Source organism: Larkinella sp. C7, assembly GCF_006149005.1.
Taxonomy (GTDB): Bacteria; Bacteroidota; Bacteroidia; order Cytophagales; family Spirosomataceae; genus Larkinella.
In genome coordinates this window covers 1,070,754-1,092,881 of the sequence record NZ_VBSL01000001.1, presented here as the reverse complement: position 1 = coordinate 1,092,881, position 22,128 = coordinate 1,070,754, and the positions used below count along the sequence as shown (strand labels likewise).

The 22,128-nt window shown below is 49.7% G+C and carries 22 protein-coding genes; 14 read left to right on the top strand and 8 right to left on the bottom strand.

The window, feature by feature from the left end; all coding sequences use genetic code 11:
- Window positions 1–44: 44 nt before the first annotated feature.
- Entirely contained in the window at window positions 45–356 is a 312-nt protein-coding gene (rplU, locus tag FH871_RS04400; RefSeq protein ID WP_138990084.1) for a 50S ribosomal protein L21, read from the bottom strand.
- A gap of 279 nt (window positions 357–635) precedes the next feature.
- Between rplU and FH871_RS04395 the strand changes: the two genes are divergently transcribed.
- From FH871_RS04395 to FH871_RS04385, 3 genes are all read left to right on the top strand, one after another.
- Window positions 636–1,265 carry a thioredoxin family protein gene (locus tag FH871_RS04395; RefSeq protein ID WP_138990083.1) on the top strand — a complete coding sequence of 210 codons (630 nt, stop codon included), beginning with the start codon at window positions 636–638 and terminating at the stop codon, window positions 1,263–1,265.
- Between the two features lie 131 nt (window positions 1,266–1,396).
- A complete protein-coding gene (locus FH871_RS04390; RefSeq protein ID WP_138990082.1) occupies window positions 1,397–1,909 on the top strand; it encodes a hypothetical protein in 513 nt (170 codons plus the stop codon).
- 226 nt (window positions 1,910–2,135) lie between these two features.
- A complete protein-coding gene (locus FH871_RS04385; RefSeq protein WP_229317020.1) occupies window positions 2,136–2,831 on the top strand; it encodes a DUF3291 domain-containing protein in 696 nt (231 codons plus the stop codon).
- Here FH871_RS04385 and FH871_RS04380 read toward each other — a convergent pair.
- Complete coding sequence (locus FH871_RS04380) at window positions 2,826–3,518, bottom strand: YjjG family noncanonical pyrimidine nucleotidase (RefSeq protein WP_138990080.1); 693 nt, start codon at window positions 3,516–3,518, stop codon at window positions 2,826–2,828. The genes FH871_RS04385 and FH871_RS04380 overlap by 6 nt on opposite strands.
- 77 nt (window positions 3,519–3,595) lie before the next feature.
- A complete protein-coding gene (locus FH871_RS04375; RefSeq protein ID WP_138990079.1) occupies window positions 3,596–3,901 on the bottom strand; it encodes a ferredoxin in 306 nt (101 codons plus the stop codon).
- Window positions 3,902–4,306: 405 nt separating this feature from the next.
- Here FH871_RS04375 and FH871_RS04370 point away from each other — a divergent pair, with 405 nt between their 5' ends.
- The 3 genes from FH871_RS04370 to nth all read left to right on the top strand — a co-directional run bounded on the left by FH871_RS04370 (window position 4,307) and on the right by nth (window position 5,900).
- Entirely contained in the window at window positions 4,307–4,906 is a 600-nt protein-coding gene (locus FH871_RS04370; RefSeq protein ID WP_114405445.1) for an RNA polymerase sigma factor, read from the top strand.
- Entirely contained in the window at window positions 4,881–5,117 is a 237-nt protein-coding gene (locus FH871_RS04365) for a hypothetical protein (RefSeq protein WP_138990078.1), read from the top strand. Before FH871_RS04370 ends, FH871_RS04365 begins: the two co-directional genes overlap by 26 nt.
- Window positions 5,118–5,246: 129 nt before the next feature.
- Window positions 5,247–5,900, top strand: coding sequence for an endonuclease III (gene nth / locus FH871_RS04360; protein WP_138990077.1), 654 nt, complete (start codon window positions 5,247–5,249; stop codon window positions 5,898–5,900).
- Window positions 5,901–5,946: 46 nt separating this feature from the next.
- Here the strand turns inward: nth and FH871_RS04355 are convergent, their stop codons facing one another.
- Entirely contained in the window at window positions 5,947–6,366 is a 420-nt protein-coding gene (locus tag FH871_RS04355) for a nucleoside-diphosphate kinase (RefSeq protein ID WP_138990076.1), read from the bottom strand.
- A 109-nt stretch (window positions 6,367–6,475) separates the two neighbouring features.
- Between FH871_RS04355 and FH871_RS04350 the strand changes: the two genes are divergently transcribed.
- The 4 genes from FH871_RS04350 to rdgB all read left to right on the top strand — a co-directional run bounded on the left by FH871_RS04350 (window position 6,476) and on the right by rdgB (window position 10,254).
- Complete coding sequence (locus FH871_RS04350) at window positions 6,476–7,492, top strand: bifunctional oligoribonuclease/PAP phosphatase NrnA (protein WP_138990075.1); 1,017 nt, start codon at window positions 6,476–6,478, stop codon at window positions 7,490–7,492.
- Between the two features lie 193 nt (window positions 7,493–7,685).
- Entirely contained in the window at window positions 7,686–8,600 is a 915-nt protein-coding gene (locus FH871_RS04345) for an FKBP-type peptidyl-prolyl cis-trans isomerase (protein ID WP_138990074.1), read from the top strand.
- A 111-nt stretch (window positions 8,601–8,711) separates the two neighbouring features.
- Window positions 8,712–9,602, top strand: coding sequence for an FKBP-type peptidyl-prolyl cis-trans isomerase (locus tag FH871_RS04340; RefSeq protein WP_171062757.1), 891 nt, complete (start codon window positions 8,712–8,714; stop codon window positions 9,600–9,602).
- A 64-nt stretch (window positions 9,603–9,666) separates the two neighbouring features.
- Window positions 9,667–10,254 carry an RdgB/HAM1 family non-canonical purine NTP pyrophosphatase gene (gene rdgB / locus FH871_RS04335; protein ID WP_138990072.1) on the top strand — a complete coding sequence of 196 codons (588 nt, stop codon included), beginning with the start codon at window positions 9,667–9,669 and terminating at the stop codon, window positions 10,252–10,254.
- Window positions 10,255–10,317: 63 nt separating this feature from the next.
- Here rdgB and FH871_RS04330 read toward each other — a convergent pair whose 3' ends face one another.
- From FH871_RS04330 to FH871_RS04320, 3 genes are all read right to left on the bottom strand, one after another.
- Complete coding sequence (locus tag FH871_RS04330; RefSeq protein WP_138990071.1) at window positions 10,318–12,426, bottom strand: peptidylprolyl isomerase; 2,109 nt, start codon at window positions 12,424–12,426, stop codon at window positions 10,318–10,320.
- Window positions 12,427–13,250: 824 nt separating this feature from the next.
- Window positions 13,251–14,117, bottom strand: coding sequence for an esterase family protein (locus tag FH871_RS04325; protein ID WP_138990070.1), 867 nt, complete (start codon window positions 14,115–14,117; stop codon window positions 13,251–13,253).
- Between the two features lie 169 nt (window positions 14,118–14,286).
- Window positions 14,287–14,838 carry a DUF4142 domain-containing protein gene (locus tag FH871_RS04320; RefSeq protein WP_138990069.1) on the bottom strand — a complete coding sequence of 184 codons (552 nt, stop codon included), beginning with the start codon at window positions 14,836–14,838 and terminating at the stop codon, window positions 14,287–14,289.
- Window positions 14,839–15,396: 558 nt separating this feature from the next.
- Between FH871_RS04320 and FH871_RS04315 the strand changes: the two genes are divergently transcribed.
- The 4 genes from FH871_RS04315 (at window position 15,397) to FH871_RS04300 (ending at window position 20,381) form a co-directional block, all read left to right on the top strand.
- Complete coding sequence (locus FH871_RS04315) at window positions 15,397–15,849, top strand: hypothetical protein (RefSeq protein ID WP_138990068.1); 453 nt, start codon at window positions 15,397–15,399, stop codon at window positions 15,847–15,849.
- A 79-nt stretch (window positions 15,850–15,928) separates the two neighbouring features.
- Window positions 15,929–16,450, top strand: a complete 522-nt coding sequence (locus FH871_RS04310; RefSeq protein WP_229317018.1) for a DUF1684 domain-containing protein — start codon at window positions 15,929–15,931, stop codon at window positions 16,448–16,450.
- 186 nt (window positions 16,451–16,636) lie between these two features.
- The gene (locus tag FH871_RS04305) at window positions 16,637–18,481 is read left to right on the top strand and encodes a DUF3857 domain-containing protein (protein WP_171062756.1); all 1,845 of its coding nucleotides are present in this window, start codon (window positions 16,637–16,639) and stop codon (window positions 18,479–18,481) included.
- Complete coding sequence (locus FH871_RS04300; RefSeq protein WP_138990066.1) at window positions 18,471–20,381, top strand: DUF3857 domain-containing protein; 1,911 nt, start codon at window positions 18,471–18,473, stop codon at window positions 20,379–20,381. Before FH871_RS04305 ends, FH871_RS04300 begins: the two co-directional genes overlap by 11 nt.
- Window positions 20,382–20,456: 75 nt before the next feature.
- Here FH871_RS04300 and FH871_RS04295 read toward each other — a convergent pair whose 3' ends face one another.
- The gene (locus tag FH871_RS04295; protein ID WP_138990065.1) at window positions 20,457–21,929 is read right to left on the bottom strand and encodes a mandelate racemase/muconate lactonizing enzyme family protein; all 1,473 of its coding nucleotides are present in this window, start codon (window positions 21,927–21,929) and stop codon (window positions 20,457–20,459) included.
- Window positions 21,930–22,128 lie beyond the last annotated feature (199 nt).

Here is a 22,128-nt window from a genome sequence, read left to right as displayed (position 1 = left end):
ACGCGTTGGTGTCGGTCATTGGAAACCGTAGATCGTAAACGAATTTATACGGTTATGTCTTCGATTAATACTTTGGTCAGATACTGACGGTGGCCATTTTTCTTCTTATAGCCTTTCCGACGTTTCTTTTTAAAGACGATCACTTTTTCGCCTTTCAGGTGTTCCAGAATTTTGCCGGAAACCTGGGCGCCTTCGACGGTCGGGGCGCCTACCGAAATAGTCCCGTCATTATCGACAAGTAGTACCTTGTCGAACACAAGTGCAGCGTCCGTGTCGCCTTCTAACCGGTGGGTATAGACGTAACGGCCCTTTTCAACTTTAAATTGCTGCCCTGCGATCTCTACGATTGCATACATGATTGATACAGAAAATGTTGTTTCTCAGAAATGAGGTGCAAATATAGGAGTTTTTGTTTGAAAAAAGAAACCAGAACCTTCTATTCACCAGAAATGTTAAATTAACAGGAAACGCACTGGTTATTTGTTGGTTAGCACGAATTTTGTGCAGCGTTTTCGGGTTAAACGGCTCGCGTAACGTAGGAGGGGCTGGCCGTCGGTTACCTGGCCGAAAGGGTGTATGGGTTCGGCATTGTATCGTCCTACGGAGAAGATTATTTTGACTTTAACCCGATTCGTATGAAAGCATGGATAAGCCTGCTGGCTGTGCTGCTGATGGCGGCAGCAGCTACGTTTGCTCCGGCACCTCCTTCTGCCGGGGAAAAGGTGTATGCCATTGGCGACGCCGTGGTGGATTTTAAGCTAAAAAATGTCGATGGTCGCCTGGTTTCACTGAGCGATTATAAAAACGGGAGAGGAGTCATTCTGATCTTTACGTCCAACCACTGCCCGTTTTCGAAAGCCTACGAAGAGCGCGTGATGGCGCTGGATCGAAAATACGCCGTGGCCGGTTTTCCGGTGATTGCCATTCAACCCAACGACCCGGGCGCCTACAGCGAGGATTCGTTTGAGAACATGAAAATCCGGGCGCAGGAGAAAAATTATTCATTCCCGTATTTGTCGGACGAAAGCCAGACCGTGGCCCACGCTTTTGGCGCCACCCGCACGCCCGAAGCATTCATCCTGAAACGTGTCGGCGACCGGTTTACGGTCGAGTATACCGGCTCCATCGACGACAGTCCGCAGATTCCCTCGGGCGTGCGACGACGTTATGTGGAGGACGCGGTCAATAATCTGCTGCTGGGCCGCCCCGTTGTTCTGACCACCACCAAAGCCATCGGCTGTGCCATCAAGTGGAAAAGCATCTGAAGAATGAAGAGTTAAAAATTAAAACTACTGTACGCGTCAGCCTACTTTTAATTTTTAACTCTTAACTCTTCATTCCCTTTGGCACTGCTTTTGACAAGGGCACTGTACAAACCAATCAATCAGTAAATCGTATGAAAAAGGTGATCATGACGTTCAAACAGATTCGTATGTTGGCCGGAGCAGCTTTCCTTGTGGCTTCGTTATCGCTGACGTCTTGTCAGAATGACGGGAAAAATGAATCCCGCACCGAAGATGCTATGGAAAAAACGGGTGAGGCCGTAGAGGCCGATGCCGAAGAAGCCGGTGATAAAATGGAAGCCCAAGGCGAAGAAGCGGCTGCCGATTTTCGGGAGGAACGCGACAAAGTAGTAGCTGATATCAAGGAAGAACAACGGGATCTGGATGCCCGTATCGATAAATTAAAGGCGGATATCAACCGCGAAGGGGCGGAAGCCAAGGCAAAATCCAAAGAAAAACTGGCCGAACTGGAGGAAGACAGGAAAGAACTGGGTCAGGATTTGGAAAACGCTCAGAACGCCACCGCAGCCGCCTGGAAAGATGTGAAAAAAGGCTTTAAGGAAGCAGGTAAAAACATCGGCGATGCGTTCGACAAAGCTGGTGATAAACTTGATAACGATAACTAATCGTTTTAGGTAGTTAGGTAGAAAAGCCGCCCCAACCGCGCTGGTTGGGGCGGCTTTTCTGTGGAAAAATATACACAGAGTGTTGGCGTAAATGAACAGTGTTCTGAAAAAAACGTTGAACATTCGGCGGTTTTAAAGACCTAAAAAAATTTTTTTTTCGGTCTTTTGACCAAAAAATGCCCTCGCGATTCTGATTCAGAGAGCATAGTTAACCCACATACACCCCTTGATTGTAACGTTCACTTTGCTGCGGTATCCGGCGCGGGGCTGGTATCCGGCTTTTGCCAACATGGGCCGGTGGGTCATGCGGCCTTTTCGGGCGGAAGGGCTGCAGTTTCAGAAAATGATGGGCTGTGGGCGAAACTTCGGCCTGATTCCGGATTTATCGGCCTATGTTTTTCTTGGCGTCTGGACGGACGAAAAAGCCGCCCGGTTGTTCTTTGAGTCAGACCGCTGGAAAACGCTCTGCAAAAGCACGAAGGAGGTGGGAACACTCTATATGAACCCGCTGCGGTCGCACGGTGCATGGGATGGACAAAATCCGTTTGAAGTGCGGGAGCCTTCGCGTTCGACCGGTTTTCCGGTGGCCGTGCTGACGCGTGCCACACTTCGGCTGGCGGCTTTACCCGATTTCTGGCGGCACATTCCGCAGGCCCGCCAACGCCTGAAAGCCCACGCGGATGACCTGCTCCTGGCCATTGGCGTCGGTGAAAAACCGTTTACGCAGCAATGCACGATCAGCGTCTGGAAGGATGAGAAAACCATCGATCAGTTTGCCTACCGGCAGAGTGGCCACAAGGAGGTGGTTCGGCTGACGCGCGAACGACGGTGGTATTCGGAAGAACTGTTTGCCCGGTTTGCCGTCGTCGGAAGCGAAGGGATTTTTTCCGGAAAACCGCTCCTGCCGGAAACCGCTCTATAAAATCGCCATCAATTCTTTCAGGTGCTGGATTTCGTACGTTGGCGCAACGCCTTCGATCGGCAGGCTGGCGGTGTTGTAATACACCACGTCCATGCCCGCGTTCAGGGCTCCGCAGACGTCAGCTTCATAATTATCGCCAATCATCAGGCTTTCACCGAGCGAAGCGCCCGATACGTCCAGCGCAAACTCGAAAATGCGCGGCTCCGGTTTTTTGGCTTCGGCTTTCTGGATGGTCACAATGTGCTGGAAGTAGTCGGTCAGGCCCGAACTGGCCATTTTCAACGCCTGAATTTCGTCGAAACCGTTGGTGATGATGTGCAACTGATAGCGCTCTTTGAGGTAGTCCAGCACATCGGCCGCCGATTCCATCAGGTGCGGTTTGCGGGGCAGCAGTTGCAGATAGGCCTCGTTCATCTGGTCACAAACGGAATGATCCGAAACACCGACGGCATCCATGACCATTCGAAACCGGTATTTTCGAATGTCGGTGTGGGTCAGCCGGTTGTTGTAAAAATCGGACCAGAGCTGGTTGTTGATGGCAATAAAGTGGCGGTTAAATTCGTCGGCGGAGGCAATACCGGCCTCCGAGAGCCGGAATGTCTCATATAATTCAAAAATTGATTCCGTTGAGTTCCGGTCAAAATCCCAGAGGGTATGATCGAGGTCGAAAAAAAGATGTTTATACATGGCTGAGAAAGTCAGGCGTCAGAACCGACAGACGTTGCATACCACTGCCCGGCCGGTATGTCCTGACGCCTGAACCATTAAAACGGGAGCACCAGTCGCTCCACCGGTTGATCATTGACGAGGTGGCTTTCCACAATTTCTTCGACGTCCGAAAGTTGTACATTGCCGTAATAAGTTCCTTCCGGATATACCACCATCGACGGCCCCAGGGCGCAGGTGTCGAGGCAACCGGCGCGTTGGGCGCGGATATCAATTTGTAAACCGCGTTGTTTCAAGGCCTCCTTGAACGCATCGACCAGCGCCAGGCCGTGGGCTTCTCCGCAGCTTTTTTTGGGGGCCGGTTTTTGATTGGCACAAATAAAAACGTGTTTCTTAAATTTCATGAGGATGGATTCAATCGCACCGATGGCGAATTTCGTATATGAGTAAGAATTGCAAAGTTCCGTTAAAAATCTCAGGAGTGCTACGCGAATTTTAGAGAAAGAATTTCAGGGATTTAAACCCTTTGGCATCATTTTGGGTCTATCCAGGTAGTTGGTTGAAAAAGTACAAATGAATCCTTGAATAAGGCAGAAATGTAGAAATGATCAGGAATTAAAGTTTTTTTTACAATTCACACAATAAAGTGTTGTATTTTGACTGATTAGTATGAAAATAATTTTTCCGCCTATTGCAAAGTACGATGAAAATATTTTACTTTGAGACAACCAATCAGATCTTTCACTAAAAATCCCAACGCTCACACACTATCGATACAAAGCTCTACGTTACCTAACTGATTACTGAAAATGGACAAATTGCAGGTTAGCGACAGTGAGCTTATATCCCTGTACATCCGCGGTAGTGAAAAAGCCTTCGAAAAACTGGTTCAGCGCCACAAATCGAAAGTTTATACCACGATTTATCTGATTGTAAAGGACCAGTACGTTGCCGAAGACTTAATGCAGGACACCTTTATCAAGGCCGTTGAAACATTAAAATCCGGTAAGTACAACGAAGAGGGTAAATTTTTGCCCTGGATTATTCGGATCGCTCACAACCTGGCTATCGACTTTTTTAGGAAAGAAAAACGCTACCCCAATGTAGTGTTTGAAGATGGTAGTAATGTGTTTAATACGCTGGAATTTGCCGAAGACTCCATCGAGTCGGTGCAGATTCGGCAGGAGACACATGAACATCTGCGTGAGCTGATTCAACGGCTGCCCGAGCAGCAACGTCAGGTTCTGATTATGCGGCATTACGAGGAAATGAGTTTCCAGGAAATCGCCGATGCAACCGGAGTCAGTATCAATACGGCATTGGGGAGAATGCGTTATGCTTTAATTAATTTGCGTAAGCAGTTAAGCAAACGTTCCCCATACTATGATACAAATTTTTACCAACGATGACGTAATCCGGTATGTCTACGAAGAGACTTCCAGCGAAGAAAATCTCCTGATCGAAGACGCCCTCATGGCAGAACCGGAATTGATGAGCTTCTATTTAGATACGCTCGAAATCAAGTGTTTGATGAATAAAATCGAACGCAAACCGGCCGAGCGCACCGTTCAAAATATCCTGAATTATTCGAGAAATTACGCGGCAAACCCGTCAGCTTAAGACTTTTAGGCTGACGGGTTTCTGTTTTCTCTGGTGAACCCTGATAATCTCTGATTCACTCTTTGTAACCACTTAAAAATTGTTACACAGAGTGAATCAGAGGAAATCAGAGAGGATTATCTTTGCTGTATGCTAAAGAAAGAACGGTTTCGCCATTTTCTCGATTACTTCATTACCCACTTCCCGGAACCGGAGACCGAGTTGCATTACCGCAATCCGTATGAATTGCTGGTGGCAGTTATTTTGTCGGCCCAATGCACCGATAAACGGATTAACCAGGTAACCCCGAAGCTGTTCGAACGGTTTCCCGAACCGGAATCGCTCGCGGCAGCGTCGGTCGATGAGGTGTTTGGCTACATTCGGAGTGTTTCGTATCCGAACAACAAGGCGAAACACCTGGTGGGCATGGCGAAGGTATTGACGGAGGAGTTTGGGTCGGAAGTGCCAGCGAAAGTGGACGACTTGCAGAAAATGCCGGGGGTGGGTCGAAAAACCGCCCACGTCATTGCATCCCTCATTTTTAATCAGCCGACGATGGCCGTCGATACCCACGTCTTCCGCGTGTCGCACCGGCTGGGATTGGTGCCGAAAACCGCTACGACGCCCCTGGCGGTCGAGTTGGCGTTGGTGAAATACATCCCGAAAGAATACGTCCCCAAAGCCCACCACTGGCTGATTTTGCACGGACGTTACGTGTGCGTCGCCCGTTCACCGAAATGTTCGGAATGCGCCTTGACGCATTTTTGTCAATACTTCGAAAAATTGATGGGAACGCGGATTTAGCGGATAAAATCAGTTTTATCCGTTCAATCTGCGTTCCCATTAGCAATTAGAACTGCTCGATACCGGCAAAAAAGAAATCACCCTCGATTTTCGCGTTCTCGTCCGAGTCCGAGCCGTGAATGGCGTTGGCTTCGATCGACTTGGCAAACCGTTTCCGAATGGTTCCCTCTTCGGCCTGGGCCGGGTTGGTAGCACCAATCAGCTTGCGGAAATCAGCCACGGCATTGTCTTTTTCCAGAATCATCGGAATGATGGCTCCGGACGACATATAGGCGCACAGGTCGTTGTAAAAAGGGCGTTCGCTGTGAACGGCGTAAAACTGTCCGGCCCGCTCTTTCGTCAGCAGGGCTTTCTTTACGGCTACAATCCGAAATCCGGCTTCTTCGATCATTTGAATGATTGCACCGGAATTCCCCTCCGCCACGGCGTCGGGTTTAATCATCGTGAACGTACGGTTGGTCGTCATCAGGGAGTGAAACAAAATATTATTTGGCTCCAAAGGTATAAAGATTAGAGAACAATTCTTCGTAATTTTGCGAATTGATACCTGCCCGTTCACCCGGGGTAATTCGTAAATGCAAGACTTCGACGCTATCCGTACGCTGATTGACCAGCCCCAGACGGTGCTGATTACTACCCACCTAAACCCTGATGCCGATGCCATGGGCTCGTCGCTGGGCTTGGCGGGCTATCTGAAAAAACGGAACCACCATGTTACGGTGATCACGCCGACCGATTACCCCGAAAACCTGTACTGGTTAAGCGGTAACAACGACGTGCTGGTGTTTGACGAAAAGAAACGGGTCGAAATCAGTCAGTTGTTCGAACAGGCCGACGTTATTTTTTGCCTGGATTTCTCCGCACTCAACCGCATCCGGGATCTGGAACCAATGGTGCGGCAGTCGCGCGCCAAAAAGGTGATGATCGACCACCATCTGGAACCGGAGTCATTTGCCGATTTTGCCTACTGGGATACGAAAGCCGCAGCAACCGCTCAGCTTGTGTTTCAACTGATCGACCGGTTTGGTGATAAAAAACTCGTCGATGTGGGGATGGCTGAATGCCTTTACGCCGGTATTATGACCGATACGGGCTCGTTCCGGCACGCCAGCACCACAGGTGACGTGCATCGGGTGGTTGCCGAATTGATCGATATCGGCATTGACGTGAGTCCCATCCACCGCCGAATTTATGACAACGTTTCGCTCGACAAACTGCGGTTTACGGGCTATGCGTTATCGGAAAAGCTGGTGGTTTTGCCGGAATACCGCTTTGCCTACATCACCATTACCGATGCGGAACTGAAGCGGTTCCGGTCGAAAATGGGTGATACGGAAGGTCTGGTCAACCAAGCGCTGGCGGTCGAAGGCGTGATTATGGCGGCCATTCTGATCGATCGGGGAGACGAAGTGAAAATGTCGTTCCGGTCGGTGGGTGATTTTTCGGTGCGTGATCTGGCCAGCCAGCATTTCAGCGGGGGCGGTCATAAAAATGCCGCCGGTGGCCGGACAACGCTGACGCTCAAGGAAACAGAGCAAAAACTACTGAGTGTATTGCCCGCCTACCAGGAGCAACTGCTGGAGTCGGTTTGAGATAGGTTTACGGTTTTCAGTATTCGGTTTATGGTGGCTGACGCATTCGTATTCTCGGGTCAGCCACCATAAACCGAATACTGAAAACCGTAAACCATATACTATTTTTGTCAACTAAACCAAAGTCCCGTTTGTGGTGTGTAGTTAACCACAAATTCTAAAACCAAACTACGAACTACAAACACTAAATTTCATGACTATCAAAACCGTTAGTAAACTCTCTCTGCTGGTCGTGGTACTGGCTTCCTGCGACAACAACCGGGTGCAAGTAACCGAAACCGGCTTGAAGTACAAGTTTCACGAAGATGTTGAAGATACGCGTAAAGCGAAAGTCGGCGACGTGATGACCTTTAATTTAACGGTCAAAAACAGCAAGGATTCACTTCTGGGCAGCAGCTATCAGAACGGAGCGCCCGTGAAACAGCCTTTGCAGGCATCGACATTCAAAGGCAGCCTCGAAGAAGGGCTTGCTCTGTTGAGCAAGGGCGACAGTGCCACCATTTATGTCAACGCCGATTCGATTGCCGGCCGGTCGCAGCAACCCCTGCCGCCGTTTATTCCGAAAGGCTCCGACATTGCCTACACCATCAAAGTGATCGATATTCAGTCGATGGAGGAGTTCCAGAAAGCGCAGGTATCGCTTCGGGAAAAGCAGAAAGGTACCGACGACAAAACCATCGCTGATTATGTAGCCAAGAACAAACTGGCCGGTCAGAAAACCGCATCCGGTTTGTATGTCGTCATTACGCAACCGGGAACGGGCGCAAACCCGGGCTCGGGTGATGTCGTGAAAGTGAAATACACCGGTAAACTGATGAATGGAAAAGTGTTCGACAGTTCCGACAAAAATCCACAGACGCAGGCTGGTATCGACTTTCCGCTGGGTCAGGGTGCCGTTATTCCGGGCTGGGATGAAGGCGTCCGCCAACTGAAAAAAGGCGGTAAAGGACTCCTGATCATTCCGTCGGGTCTGGCCTACGGCATAGAAGGCGCACCGGGTGCCATTCCGCCAAACTCCGTGATCATGTTCGATGTGGAACTGGTCGACATTAAAAAAGGAGCCGCACCAACCCCGCAGATGCCCCAAATGCCGCAGGGCGGACGGTAATCAATACCCGAAATCTGTGAACGAACCCGATACCAGATTCGTATCGGGTTCGTTGTTTATTAATAGAAGTTGAGTAAAAGCGTATTTAGATACACGAATGAGATGGCAGGAATGAAAAATTGGCTGAAATGGAGTGTTGCCGTTTCGCTGATTGGGCTGTTGATCGCACAGGTGAGCTGTGCGCCGGATCCGGGCGAAGCGCTGAACGATCGCAAGCGACGCGAAAACGAGGAGGAAATTAAGGCTTATATTACTCAAGAAAACCTCCCGGCCGCTAAGGATGATGCAACCGGTTTGTACCTTGCTAAAACGAAAACCGTACCGACCGGCCAGACTCCGGTAGTGGGCGACGAAGTTCGTTTCTACTTTGTACAGCGCCGTCTGGATGGTGTTATTGTCGACAGTTCCGAAACCTTCGCCAAAAAGCCGAGTACGGTCACGATTGGAGCACCTTTGCAGGGAACGATTACGGCCCGGCTTTACAACGGCTTGCAATTGCTGAAAGAAGGCGAAGAAGGCATCGTATTGGCACCCTACGACCCGACCGACAACAAGAGCGGTAATTTACTCCTCCCGGCTTATACGCCCGTCCGGTACGATATTACGGTGGTCAGCGTCCGGACCGAAGAAGAACAGATTCAGGATTATCTGGTTGCCAAAGGCCTGACGGCGGCTGAGAAAACCGCTTCCGGTCTCCGGTTTCTCCTGACAAAAGCCTATCCCGATTCGGCCCTCGTGAAAGTAGGACAAACAGTAAAAATCAAATACAAAGGTACCCTGCTGAATGGCAATCAATTTGATGCTAATGCCGATGGAGCCGATTTCAACATTGGAACGGGTGCGGTTATTGCCGCCTGGGATGAAGCACTGGTAAAAATGCGGGAAGGCGAAAAAGCCACGATCGTTCTGCCTTCTACCATTGGGTATGGGCAGTTGGGAAAGGCTCCCATTCCTCCCTACGCTTCGCTCGCATTTGATATAGAAGTCGTTAGTGCCAAATAAACAATCTTTCCTGAGCAATAGGCTGCCTTTAGCGAGGCAGCCTATTTTTATTAACCCCTTTTCTATGACGCTTTGTTTCGCCACCAACAACGCCAACAAACTGGCCGAAATCGCGGCACTGCTGGGTGACCAGTTTACGTTGAAAACCTTGCAGGATATTGGCTGTTTTGAAGAGATTCCCGAAACGCAGGACACGATTCCCGGCAATTCGCGCCAGAAAGCCGAACACGTCTGGGATCATTACCACGTCAATTGTTTTGCCGATGACTCGGGCCTGGAAGTCGATGCGCTGGACGGCGCACCGGGCGTTCACTCAGCCTATTATGGCGGGCATCCGCGCAGCTACGAGCGCAACCTGAATTTGCTGCTGACCAACCTGAAAGACCAGACCAATCGCCGGGCGCGGTTTCGGACGGTGATCACGCTGGTCATCGACGGGCAGTATCAGTCGTTTGAAGGCGTTGCCGAAGGGCAGATTCTGACTGAGCCGCGAGGCAACGGCGGGTTTGGCTACGACCCCATTTTTCAACCCGACGGCTACGATCGCACCTTTGCCGAGATGAGCATGGAGGAGAAAGGGGACATTAGCCACCGGGGGAAGGCATTTGCCAAACTGGTGGCGTTTTTGAAAGAGTTGCCCCCAACCTCCTAAAGGGGCAAAACAAAAAAGGCTTCCTGTTCGGGAAGCCTTTTTTGTTGCGTAAGATCGATCTAATCAATAGAACTTCGCCCGGCGGTCTTTCACCTTGGCGTTTTCACGAATGGCTTCATTGATCATAAAACCGGTGCGGCTGCTGGCGTTTTGCTGAAGCTGGGTTTTATAAACCGTGTAATCGGCTACCGTTGGGGCTGGCGTTACAGAGGTGGTTTCCACAATCAGGACACCGGCATCACCCGCAAAAGGTTTCGAGCGTTTGCCGTTTTTCAGACCGAAGATTTTACCAACGGCCACCGGATCGACGCCTGCGCTTTTCAGAAAACCGTTGGCCAGGTTCAGGTCGGGTACTTCTTCGACCAGCGCACCGGCACCGTATTTCTGGGCAATCGACTCGAGGGTTCCCGATGCACTGTTCAGTTTGGCAATGATCTGTTCCGCCTTCACCTGGTTGCGAACTTTCGCGGTCAGTTCCGGACGGAAGTTGTCGATCTTCACTTCATCTTCGGACGTTTCGCCGGTCAAAACCGCCACGACATACTGGTCATCCACTTCAACCGCCGAGGAAACATCGTTGACATCCGTATCGTCGTTGAAAGCCCAGCGAACCAGTTCACGGGCGTTCCCCAGCGCATTGACGCTGGTTGAGTTTTCCGGAATCCGTTCGGCGGTGGCTACCACCAGTGTTTTGTCTTTCTTCACGTTTTCGTCAAACGCTTCTTTGGTCTGGCTTTCCGTGGCGAACTGCTCTGCTTTGCGATACACTTCATCGCGGGTTGCCTGGCTCGGGGTAATGGTTTTACCGATCGTCGAAATCCGGTACAGCGTATTCGTTTTCGGCTCGGTTACTTTGATGATGTGGTAGCCAAATTCGGTTTCAACCAGACGCGGAATCAAACCGGTGCCGTTGAAGCCGAAAATCGCATCCTGGAACGGCTTCACCATCTGGTTGTTATTTTTGAAATATCCCAGGTCACCACCCTGCTGCGACGAACCGTCGGCGCTGTTGGCTTGGGCGAGGGCTTCAAAGCTGGCTCCTCCCTGAATTTGACGCAGAATACCTTCGGCCGTGATCCGCGCTGCGGCTTTCGCCGAATCGCTTCCGGCAGCCCGAATCAGGATGTGGCTGGCCCGAACGGTGAAGTTGGTGTCCTTTTTAACGCCACCATACTTGTAAATGAAATACGTGTTGCCTTCTTTGTAAGGACCGTATACACCACCCGGAGCAAACGTGCCAACCGTGGCTTTCAGTTGCTCGGGCATTTCGCCAAGCGTCATGTACAACGGAGCCTGAATGTCGGAGTTCATGCGGGCATACGACGAGTCGTTCGTGGCCGTTGCCAGACCACGGGCCAGCGTTTTAATCTGATCGTATAAGGCCGTGCTGTCTTCTTTCGACGGCGCCACCGGGAAGGTTACATACTGAATCGTCCGGCTGTTGATGCTCTTGTATTCGTCCTTGTGCTTGTCCAGATATTCCTGCAACTGGGCATCGGTTATTTTTACCGTCGTATCCGGAACGGAGTAATACGGAACCAGCAGGAACTTGGCGTTGGCGCGGGTGTTCTGGGCCTGGTATTCTTTCTGGGCTTCGGCGGTTGTGACAAACGACGATAGCCGCAGCAGGTTTTCGTATTTGGTCCGGGTGCGGTCAGCGCTCAGGTTTTTCTCAAAATTGGCCCAGGCCTGTTGTTGTTCGGCGGGCAGCGTTTTGAGGCTTTTCAGGTAATTGATAACGGTATTTTTGTCGAAAGAGCCGGTTTTGGGGTCCGTAAACGTCTGCCGGATGGCGGGGCTGATGTAGTTACCCTGCACCATATCAACCAGTTCTTCGGGCGTTACCGACAGGCCGAGGGCATCGTATTCTTTCTGGTAGGCAATGTCTAGAATGAACTGGTTCCAGGCCTGGTCGCGAAGTTGAACCTGATCCTGTTCGGTAGCGGGGCGACCGGTTTGTTGCTCATAAGCGGCCCGGGCTTCATCGACTTTCGCATTGAATTCCGGATACGAAATCTTTTGACCGGCAATCTCACCCACGGTCTGGTCCTGTCCGCCAAACAGGCTTCCCGGACCGAGCAGATCACCTCCTACAATAAATAAAATCAAGCTGACGGCAATCACACCGACCGCAACGCCTGATTTTTCTCTGATCTTGTTAATTAAAGCCATTGTTAGTTTTACGCAGAAATTTGACCCGCAAAATAACACTTATTCTCACAGAAATACAAGGAGAAAACGGGGGCGAATAGGCTGTGTTTCAAAATTAACACGGCTGACGCAGGCAGGTTGGACGCTTCGAATAAGCGTCCTGTTTTCGCAAATTTTTTGGAAAGCAGAACGGGAGGGCCTTGGCCGGTGTTTGCTGACGCCGACCGGGCCGGGAATCGTTGGTGGGGCTCCACCTGGCGAATGGCGAACAGATTTGACGCGCATCAGTTGCTTAGGGGTTGATAGTCAGGCGGAAAACAAAGTCTGAGACAGCAACACCGCAGGCTGTTTTCGGAAGCAATGCAGCGCGATGCCGGAGTCCCTAAAAGGAGAAAAAAAGTGAAGGTCCGACGAACGAAAAACGGGGAATGCAGTGGATTTTGGGCTGCCATCAGCTACTTTTTACCCCGGGCTTCAGGGTATAAACGACGGTTTTATGCGGGGATTACCGTCGTTTATACCTTGAAATCGTTTACTAAGAATGATTTTATTTCCTCCTGAACAATAAGAACATCCAACCGACGTTGGGGTCGGAATGATTTGGTCAGGATTTATAAGACAGGCCGGGTTTTTACGTTGCAGGAAAAAGGAAAGTGTATGAATGTCATCAAGTTACTGATGTGACTTATTTGGCTACATAATTATTCACATTATTGAGCCGGTTTTTAGCATTATTCCAGATTATAAAGGACAGTTTAAGGAAACCGGTTGGTGTAATAACGGCTTTCTTTTGAGTATTTATTACCATATGATTTTGATAATAAAGTTTACTTTTTTGCCGCGACTCAAAATTGGTGAAAAGCGGCCGAAACAAATTCTAAAACCGTTGGCAAAGACGCACGCCAATAGGTCCAGGTGTGGCCGCCATCCCGAATCCGAAATTCGTGTGGAATTTCTTTTTTACGCATGGCAATATGAACCAATGAATTTCCTTCATACAGGAAGTCGTCGTCACCACAGTCGATGTACCAGCGAACCGCTTTTTTCTGATTATCGGGTATATTATTCACCAGATTTAACACACTTTGCCGGTTAAAATAAGCCTGCAATTCGTCGTCTGTGGCGGTCTGGTTGGTTCGGGCCAGCCGGGTTTTGGCATCTTCGGTTGAGACCGGCCCTGTGGCCGCACTGAGCGGGCAGGCCGACGAAAACAATTCGGGGTGGTGGAGCGCATAGGTAAAAGTACCACCGCCCCCCATCGACAGGCCGGAAATGGCCCGAAACCGCTTTTCTGCTTTAATTCGGTAGTTTTTTTCAACGAAAGGCATCAGTTCCTCGAAGAAAAAATCTTCGTAACGCCATTCCCCTTTCACATCATTTTCATAACCACGACGGCCGGTGTTGGCGTCGGGCATCACGATAATCATGGGAGTTGCTTTGCCCTCCGCAATGGTTCGGTCGGCAATGTGAAGGACCTCGCCGAATTGTACCCAACCCGTGTGGTCGTCGCCGGCGCCATGCAGCAGATACAGCACCGGGTAGGTGCGTTGCGAGGTTTCGTAGTCGGGGGGTAAATAAATGGCAAACTTCCGGTCACTCTTCAGAATTTTACTTTTTAATGACTGGTTGTCCAGTACTTTTCCGGTTTGGGCAACCACCAAAGCAGGCAAAACCGTCAGGAACAGCAGCACCTGAAACGTAGTTTTTTTCATATACAGCAAGGTGTTTAGGAGTAAGTAAAAACTGTTCGTCAAAGCGCCCTTCTACTCCTGTAAAATTGCCCGGGTAGAGCAGCACCGACGAATTTCCAAGATACAACAAAGAAATAAAAAAGGAACGCAAGTTGCCCTGCGTTCCTTTTTTAACCAACTTTTTGTGGTCTTACATCGCGTCCTGAATCGCTTTGATGGCATCATAGTGTTTTTGCAGGGTTGGAAGCGTCTTTCCTGCGAAAGCTTTTACATCCGGGTCTTTGGCGTTGAAGGAAGCGTCTTTAAAAAGGTCAATATCTTCCTTGTGGTCATCGACCATCAGTTTAACGTATTCTTTGTCAAATTCTGCCCCCGAGAGTTTGCTTAAATCGTCCACATGTTTCTGATGATCTTCGCTCAGGGTTGCCGGTATGGTGATGTTCTTGGATGTCGTCAGGGTTTTTAATTCCTCGTTGGCTTTGGCATGATCGGAGGCCATCATGGCACCAAATTCCTTCACTTTGGGATTCACAGCTTTCTGTTCGGCGAGCTTTCCAAGTTCCACTTCCATCATGCCCCCGCTGGCTGCTTTTACCGCAAATTCGGAATCATCTTCGGGCATGTCTTTCTCGTCATTGGCTTCTTCGGCCTGTTCCGCGCTGTCCTTATTGCTGCTACTATTACACGCCTGGAAGGTGTATGTCCCCAATACTAACAGTAGAAATAAACTTACTTTTTTCATGATCAGTTGAGCTTTATTGCGTGAGATGTTTTGTTAGACTCTTTAGTAGTAAAACTCGAGATCTCGGGTAAAGTGTTTTCAATAATCCTGAATATTTATCCAAAGGTCCGGGGTTGGTGGCCAAGCCGTGCCGAATCAGCGCATTCGTTTTTTGCGTCTTTGTTCGGAATATGGCTCCCGTTTTAAGGGATAATTGCGGGATTACGTTAACAAAAAGACAAGCTAATTAACGAATGATCAAGTAATGATGAAACGATAACGCGATCCATGTTGAAAAATACCTACTTTTTTAAATCGTCTTTCGGTAACTTTATTTTTCCTTTTTCCTGATTTATCGTGAAACGACCGAATGAAACAGATGGTTTACCAGACAAACTTTTGACGGGAAGAAAGGTGGTTTCGCTTCGCTAATTTTTCAAGCGAGCCGTTGATCAACTCCTAAATTAGATTAATTGTTGATTAAAACCGCCTTGTTTAATACGGGTTATTTTAAATAAAAGTGAAATAAATTAAACAGAATTGAATAGCTTTGTGGGCAAACATTTTTCAACACACCCAATGAAAGTAAAACCGAACAAAATCCGTTTCTTCTCACCGGAAGACAATACGGATGAAGCACCCAAAGTAACACCGAAAGAGACTTCGTTTTCGACGTCTGTGACCAAAACCGGTCGCCTGGCTTTCCCCCAAAAACTGATGGAAGGATTGAGTATCGATCCTTCGAAACCCCACTACAAAGTGGGAACGGTTAACCGTCGCAAAGGCGTAAAAGCGTTGTATCTGATTCCAACGGAAGCTGGTGACGGTGAAGCGTTTGAACTGTCCAAAACCGGTCGTGGTTATTCCATTCCCCTGAAAGGAGTCTTCCAGAAAATCGGGCTTAACTTTCAGGATCATGAATATACATTCACGATCAAACCGTATGAGTATGGTGATGGCGTATCCGGTTTTGAACTCGTTTCTGACCAGCAAACACCACGCACAGCGGCCTCTGATGAATCGGAGGAATAAGCTTCGGATGGCCGGATTGTTGTTCGCTCTTGTAGCGAACCTTTCCGGCTTTTCTCAGTCGACGTATACCCAACATCTGTTGGCGCATCGGGAAAATTATAAAGCCGAATTCCTGAAATCGCCGAAGAGTCCGTTAAAAAAAGAGGATTTAAAAAATCTCAGTTTCTACGACCCCGATTCTACCTATCGGGTTGAAGCCACGGTTCAGCGAACGCCCCAAGCCGAGCCGTTTGAATTACCTACTTACGACGGTCAGAAAAAAAGCTACGTTCCGTATGCCGTTCTGACGTTCCGTATGCAGGGAAAACCGCATCACCTGACGGTTTACCGCAGCCTGCAACTGGCGCGTTTGCCCCAATACCGCGACTATTTATTTCTGCCGTTTAAAGATGCCACCAATGGCCGGGAAACCTACGGTGGCGGGCGTTACATGGACCTGCGGATGGGGGATATCAAAGACGGGAAAGTGGTAATCGATTTCAATAAAGCCTATAATCCGTCCTGTGCCTACAGCGACGGCTATGCCTGTCCGATTCCACCCAAAGAAAACCATTTAGCAGTAGCGGTGGAAGCGGGGGAGAAGACGTATAAAAAACAATAGCAATTGTTTGATAATAGGTTAATGCGTAGTTTGGCGGAACTGATTGAGTATAAATACCGTGCTTGTATGATTTTTTTTCGCCGTATTAACTACGGGTTGGCTATTGCTTACCTTCTGGTTTCTTATTGTTCATTCGCCCAGAATAGTAGTATCACTTTTGGGCAGGTGAATTTTGATGATTTGAAAATGACGGTTTATCCTGCCGATTCGTCGGCGGAAGCCGTTGTGCTGTCAGACCTTGGTAAAGCCTCTATTACGAAGAATGATTCCCGAGGCTATTACGTATATTACGAGCGTCATGTTCGAATTAAAATTCTAAAAAAAAGTGCCTTTGACCGAGCTACGGTGACGATTCCTTTTCACCGCGTCCGCGTCGATCTTCATGAGGAAATAAGTGACATTGAAGGCATGACCCATAATCAGTTGGCGGATGGCTCCATAAAAGTGGATAAACTGGCGAAAGATGCCATTTTTGAGGAGCGCCGAACGGAAGAAAGGTACGTCAAGCGATTTACGTTACCGAACGTCCGCGTAGGTTCCGTGATTGAATTCCGGTATACGCTTTCCTCCGATTTTGTGTTTGAATTGCGTGAATGGAATTTTCAGCGCGATATTCCGGTCCGCTGGAGTCAATATGATCTGAATCTGATACCGGGATTTGAATACCGTATTCTCTTTCAGGGATACGAATCGCTGGTAATTGACAAAAACCAGCAATCGGGTAGTGACATTCAGTACCGCTGGGCCATGAAAGACCTGGTGGCGTTGCAGGAGGAAGATTTTATGGCAACACCCGATAATTACCGCGCCAAAGTCTGGTTTGAACTGATCCGAACGACTTTACCTACTCAGGTAGGCCCCCAGAACTTTGCTAAAAAGTGGGAAGACCTCGATAAGTTTCTATTATCCTATGACAAGTTTGGACTGGCCCTGAACCGGACCAGCTTTCTGAAAGAAATCGCTTCCGTTCTGAAGAGCCAATCGTCCGACACCCTGAAACAGATAACGGCAGCGTATCAATATATTCACCAGGCGATGACATGGAATGGTCAACGCTCTATTCTTACCAGAAACAGTCTCAAAAATGCATTTGATGCCAAAACCGGGAATACCGCAGAGCTGAATCTGATGCTGGTCGGCCTGTTGCGGGAAATGGATCTGGAAGCTTATCCGGTTATTTTAAGTACGAAACAGAATGGTACACTAAGTAAAGACTATCCGTTGCTTTCCCGGTTCGACTACGTGGTTGCCGTGGTGATCCTGGCCGGAAAAGACCTCCTGCTGGATGTGTGTGAACCAGACCTGAGAGCGGGTGTACTCCCCGTGCGCTGCCTGAACGGCGACGGACGGCTCATCCATATCCGACGGGCTCGCTGGATACCGCTTACGCCGGTTGAAAAACGTCGGGAAACGGGGCAGTTCCTGCTGAAAATGACGAGAGAAGGTCAACTCGATGGAACGATCAGCATCACCCATACGGGTTATGCGGCCGCCGAGAGTCGCCAGCGCTTGCGGGCGGTGAGTCTGGAAAAATTCGGAGAGGAATTTAAAAGCCGCAATCCCGACTGGCAGTGGAGTAAGCTGGAAGTACAAAATGCCGACTCTATCTATCTGCCGCTGAGCATCAGGGGAAACGTCACGCTGGCCGAGGGCGTGAGCCGAATCCAGAACCGTTTGTTTTTGCGTCCATTACCGATCTTCATGCAAAACCCTTTTAAATCGCCCGAACGACGGTTTCCGGTCGACATGGGCGTTCCGGTCGAAAAGTCCTTTGCTGCAACGTATATGCTGCCCGAAGGCTATACGGTAGAGGAATTGCCTAAAAATATCGCGCTGGTATTACCGGGAAATGCGGGTCGCTTTACGTTTATGGCGCAACAGGAACAGGGGAAATTGCAGGTTGCCAGTCGATTAAGTTTTAATAAAGCCGTTTTCAGTCCGGAAGAATACGGCGCACTGCGGGAGTTTTATAACCAGGTTATTGCCAAACACGCCGAGCAGGTTGTACTGAAAAAGACAGATGAAAAATAAGCAGTTCATTGGCTTGGTAGCTTGTTGGTTAATCAGTCTGGCAAGCTGGGCCGCAGAGCCTTTTTCCGTTGCGACCATTCCCAGCGGTTTGCCGGCGGGGGCTGCGGTGGTCATGCGGCTTTATGAACAGACATTCGAGGTCAGGACGCGTGCCGAAGCGGTTGAAACCGTTCATTATGCGGTTACCATTCTGAACGAAGGAGGGAAGTCGTACACCTCTGTTGCAATTCCGTATACCAAGCTTTCAAAAGTAGGCAGTATCGAGGGAATCTTATACAATGCAGAAGGGAAGGTCATTCGGCGGCTCAAACGAAGCGACATCGAGGACCTGAGCTGGGTCAGTAATTTTTCTTTATTTGAAGACAGCCGGATGAAATCGGCCGGTTTTACGTATGCGGATTATCCGTTTACCGTCGAATTTCGTTACGAAACCACCACGCAGAATACGATGTTGTATCCGGACTGGTTTCCACTGAGCGATGATAAACTGGCGCTGGAGTCGGCCCAGTTTCGGATGATTGTGCCGGTCGGGCAGACGTTGCGCTACAAAACATTGAATCACTTACCGGCTCCCGAAGTCGTTGAGACTTCAACGGGGCGGACCTACACCTGGAAGCTGAAGCAACAAAAGATCCATGAACAGGAGGTCCAGGCTCCCTATTATACCAACCGGGGGCCGGGTGTACTGACCGCACCGGATGAGTTTGAACTGGGGACTCGAAAAGGCCGTATGACTACCTGGCAGGAACTGGGCCGGTTTCACTATGAACTGAATGAGGGCCGTGATCAACTCCCCGAGTCGCTGCGGCAGCAGGTATTGGAGCTCGTTGCCAATGAAACCGATGTGAAGAAGAAGATTCAGAAAATATATGGGTTTGTACAGCTACACACGCGTTATGTCAGTATCCAACTGGGCATTGGCGGATGGCAAACGTTTCCGGCTTCCGTCGTGGCCGAGAAAGGCTACGGCGACTGCAAAGCATTGACGAACTATACGTATGCGTTGCTAAAAACAGTGGGTATTCCGTCCTTTCGGGCATTGGTGTCGGCAGGCCAGCATTCGGCGGATGTGTTACCGGATTTTCCCGCGTCGCGGTTCAACCACATGTTTCTGTGCGTTCCCCTGGCAAAGGATACTCTTTGGCTGGAATGCACGGATCAACACGCACCCGCTGGTTATACGGGTAGTTTTACCGATAACCGGTATGCGTTGGTTTTGACGCCGGACGGTGGAAAACTGGTTCGGACTCCGGTATACCTCCCGGTCCATAACCGACAAAACCGCTCGGCAATCCTACGACTGGATGCGTCAGGAAAGGCGACTGCCGATGTCAGAACGATATACACCGGTATTCAGGCAGAGTCGGTCGAATCCGTCGTGCGTGCTGCCAACCCAGACGATCAACGGCAGTGGCTCTATCGGCAGTTTGGAATACCGAATTTTACGATTTTGTCTTTTTCGTTTCAGGAAGACAAAAGTGCATTGCCAACCTTTATTGAACGGATGGTTGTTGAATTGCCTAATTGCGCCACCCGCAGTGGAAATCGTCTATTTTTTGTTCCTAACCAGTTACCGTCGACTCAAACGCTCCCCATTCAAACCGATCACCGAACGGCAGCGTTGCAACTTGCTACCGGTTATATCGATACCGACACGGTAATTTGTCAGCTACCGGCCGGTCTTGGCGTTGAGTATGTGTTCGAACCCATTCAGCTCACATCCCGTTTCGGGAGTTATCAGGCATCCGTGAAGGTGGAAGGGAAGACCGTGAAATACATTCGCAGACTGGTTGTTGAAGCCGGTCTGTATGCGCCGGAAACCTATTCCGACTATGTCGATTTTCGCCGGAAAATTGCAAAAGCCGACCGGATGCAGATTTTATTAAAGAATGAAGAGTGATGAGTTAAGAGTTGTGTATGCGTCAGCCAACTCTCAACTCATCACTCTTAACTCATCACTCTTAACTCATTATTCTTAACTCCAATCCCGGTCCGACGAATCGCGGGTGTTCCAGCTATCGGTGGGGGCAAACCAGGTTGCGCCTTTCCGGAGGAATTTCTTGGCAACTTCTTCGTTGAGTTCGACGCCCAGACCCGGTTTGTCGGGCACTTTCACGAAACCTTTTTCAACGATCGGCTTGATCCCGGTCACGATGTCTTCCCAGCCATCCACGTCGACGCCGTGGTGTTCCAGCGCAACGAAGTTTTCGGTCGCAGCCGCGCAATGGATGTTGGCCATCATACAGATCGGCGAACCGGCAAAGTGCATCGCCATCGGAATCCCGGCTTCTTCGGCGTAATCCCCGATTTTTTTCGTTTCCAGCAAACCGCCCGACGAAGCCAGATCCGGGTGAATCATGTCGATGGCTTTGGCATCGATGAGCTTGATGAATTCTTCCTTGGCGAAAATGTCTTCACCGGTCAGTGTGGGCGTTTCGATGGCATCCGAGATTTGTTTCCACTGATCGGTATAGAACCAGGGCACCAGGTCTTCGAGCCACGCCAGCCGGAACGGTTCCATGGCTTTGCCAATCTGAATGGCGGTATTGACGTCAAAATGTCCGAAGTGGTCGGCGGAAAGTGGCGTGTCGTAGCCCACGATGTCCCGAACTTTGCTCACGTGCAGAGCCAGGGCATCGATGCCTTTTTTCGTTACCTGAATGCGCGTAAACGGGTGTTTGGTCTGCGCATAATTGCCCATCAGCCCCGGTTTGGCATCATTCCATTGTTGCTTGACATTCCAGTTCTTCGTACCGACCAGCATTCCCGGCGTGTCGGCCAGCATCCCGATGCCGAAGTCCATCTTCAGAAATGTATAGCCCTGATCCCGGCGTCGGACCATGTGTTTGGCAAATTCGTCGTAATCCTTGCCTTCGGGCGTATCGGCGTAGAGCCTGATGTAATCCCGGTATTTACCGCCCAGCAACTGGTAGGCCGGCACGTTATAGGCTTTGCCTGCCAGATCCCACAGGGCCATTTCGACCCCGCAGACGCCCCCGGCTGCCCGGCCATGATTCCCAAATTGCTTAATCTGTTTAAAGATCTGCTCCACATTGCACGGGTTTTTTCCTAGAATGCGGCTTTTCAGCATGAGCGCGTAGTTGGCACTGGCGCCGTCGCGCACTTCACCCCAGCCCACCAGACCCTGGTTGGTGTCGATCCGGATGATGGGGCTCGAAAAAGGAACGCCCTGCAAAACCGCAATGCGCATGTCGGTGATCTTGAGTTCCGATGGCTTCGATTCGCGCTTTACCTTCTGGGTGATAAACTCCAGTTCGCGTTCCGGTCTTCCGTCGAACAGCATTCCCATCGACAGACCGCCCAGAGCCGAGTTGCGCAGAAAACCACGCCGGTCGACGCCGGAAGACGGACCTCCCAGACGGGGTTCGGCGGCTGTCGGTGCCGGGTACTTCTTCAATAAATCAAGTAAGTGTTGAATTTTTTTCATGCGTTTAACTGGATTTAGGTAATACTATTTCATTCAATCGGTATTTACATAGAAAAGCAAACTTCAGTCTGGATATAATTCAATTTATTGAGAAAGTTAATGAAAAACCTCATTTTTCGTTTTGGTGGCCTATTTTTTTACACCAGCCGCCTGGGTCAGTATTTTACCCAACCTCCTGTCTTTATGAGTAGACCTTTTT

What these genes read in the sequence shown, in the direction of transcription:
- FH871_RS04375 (WP_138990079.1), bottom strand. Translation starts at nt 3,901, where the DNA reads ATGAAATTTAAGAAACACGTTTTTATTTGTGCCAATCAAAAACCGGCC.
- FH871_RS04330 (WP_138990071.1), bottom strand. Translation starts at nt 12,426, where the DNA reads ATGGCTTTAATTAACAAGATCAGAGAAAAATCAGGCGTTGCGGTCGGT.
- FH871_RS04390 (WP_138990082.1), top strand. Translation starts at nt 1,397, where the DNA reads ATGAAAAAGGTGATCATGACGTTCAAACAGATTCGTATGTTGGCCGGA.
- FH871_RS04320 (WP_138990069.1), bottom strand. Translation starts at nt 14,838, where the DNA reads ATGAAAAAAGTAAGTTTATTTCTACTGTTAGTATTGGGGACATACACC.
- FH871_RS04305 (WP_171062756.1), top strand. Translation starts at nt 16,637, where the DNA reads ATGACGGTTTATCCTGCCGATTCGTCGGCGGAAGCCGTTGTGCTGTCA.
- FH871_RS04295 (WP_138990065.1), bottom strand. Translation starts at nt 21,929, where the DNA reads ATGAAAAAAATTCAACACTTACTTGATTTATTGAAGAAGTACCCGGCA.
- FH871_RS04355 (WP_138990076.1), bottom strand. Translation starts at nt 6,366, where the DNA reads ATGACGACCAACCGTACGTTCACGATGATTAAACCCGACGCCGTGGCG.
- FH871_RS04365 (WP_138990078.1), top strand. Translation starts at nt 4,881, where the DNA reads ATGATACAAATTTTTACCAACGATGACGTAATCCGGTATGTCTACGAA.
- FH871_RS04315 (WP_138990068.1), top strand. Translation starts at nt 15,397, where the DNA reads ATGAAAGTAAAACCGAACAAAATCCGTTTCTTCTCACCGGAAGACAAT.
- rdgB (WP_138990072.1), top strand. Translation starts at nt 9,667, where the DNA reads ATGACGCTTTGTTTCGCCACCAACAACGCCAACAAACTGGCCGAAATC.
- FH871_RS04350 (WP_138990075.1), top strand. Translation starts at nt 6,476, where the DNA reads ATGCAAGACTTCGACGCTATCCGTACGCTGATTGACCAGCCCCAGACG.
- FH871_RS04300 (WP_138990066.1), top strand. Translation starts at nt 18,471, where the DNA reads ATGAAAAATAAGCAGTTCATTGGCTTGGTAGCTTGTTGGTTAATCAGT.
- FH871_RS04325 (WP_138990070.1), bottom strand. Translation starts at nt 14,117, where the DNA reads ATGAAAAAAACTACGTTTCAGGTGCTGCTGTTCCTGACGGTTTTGCCT.
- rplU (WP_138990084.1), bottom strand. Translation starts at nt 356, where the DNA reads ATGTATGCAATCGTAGAGATCGCAGGGCAGCAATTTAAAGTTGAAAAG.
- FH871_RS04340 (WP_171062757.1), top strand. Translation starts at nt 8,712, where the DNA reads ATGAAAAATTGGCTGAAATGGAGTGTTGCCGTTTCGCTGATTGGGCTG.
- FH871_RS04380 (WP_138990080.1), bottom strand. Translation starts at nt 3,518, where the DNA reads ATGTATAAACATCTTTTTTTCGACCTCGATCATACCCTCTGGGATTTT.
- nth (WP_138990077.1), top strand. Translation starts at nt 5,247, where the DNA reads ATGCTAAAGAAAGAACGGTTTCGCCATTTTCTCGATTACTTCATTACC.
- FH871_RS04345 (WP_138990074.1), top strand. Translation starts at nt 7,686, where the DNA reads ATGACTATCAAAACCGTTAGTAAACTCTCTCTGCTGGTCGTGGTACTG.
- FH871_RS04395 (WP_138990083.1), top strand. Translation starts at nt 636, where the DNA reads ATGAAAGCATGGATAAGCCTGCTGGCTGTGCTGCTGATGGCGGCAGCA.
- FH871_RS04370 (WP_114405445.1), top strand. Translation starts at nt 4,307, where the DNA reads ATGGACAAATTGCAGGTTAGCGACAGTGAGCTTATATCCCTGTACATC.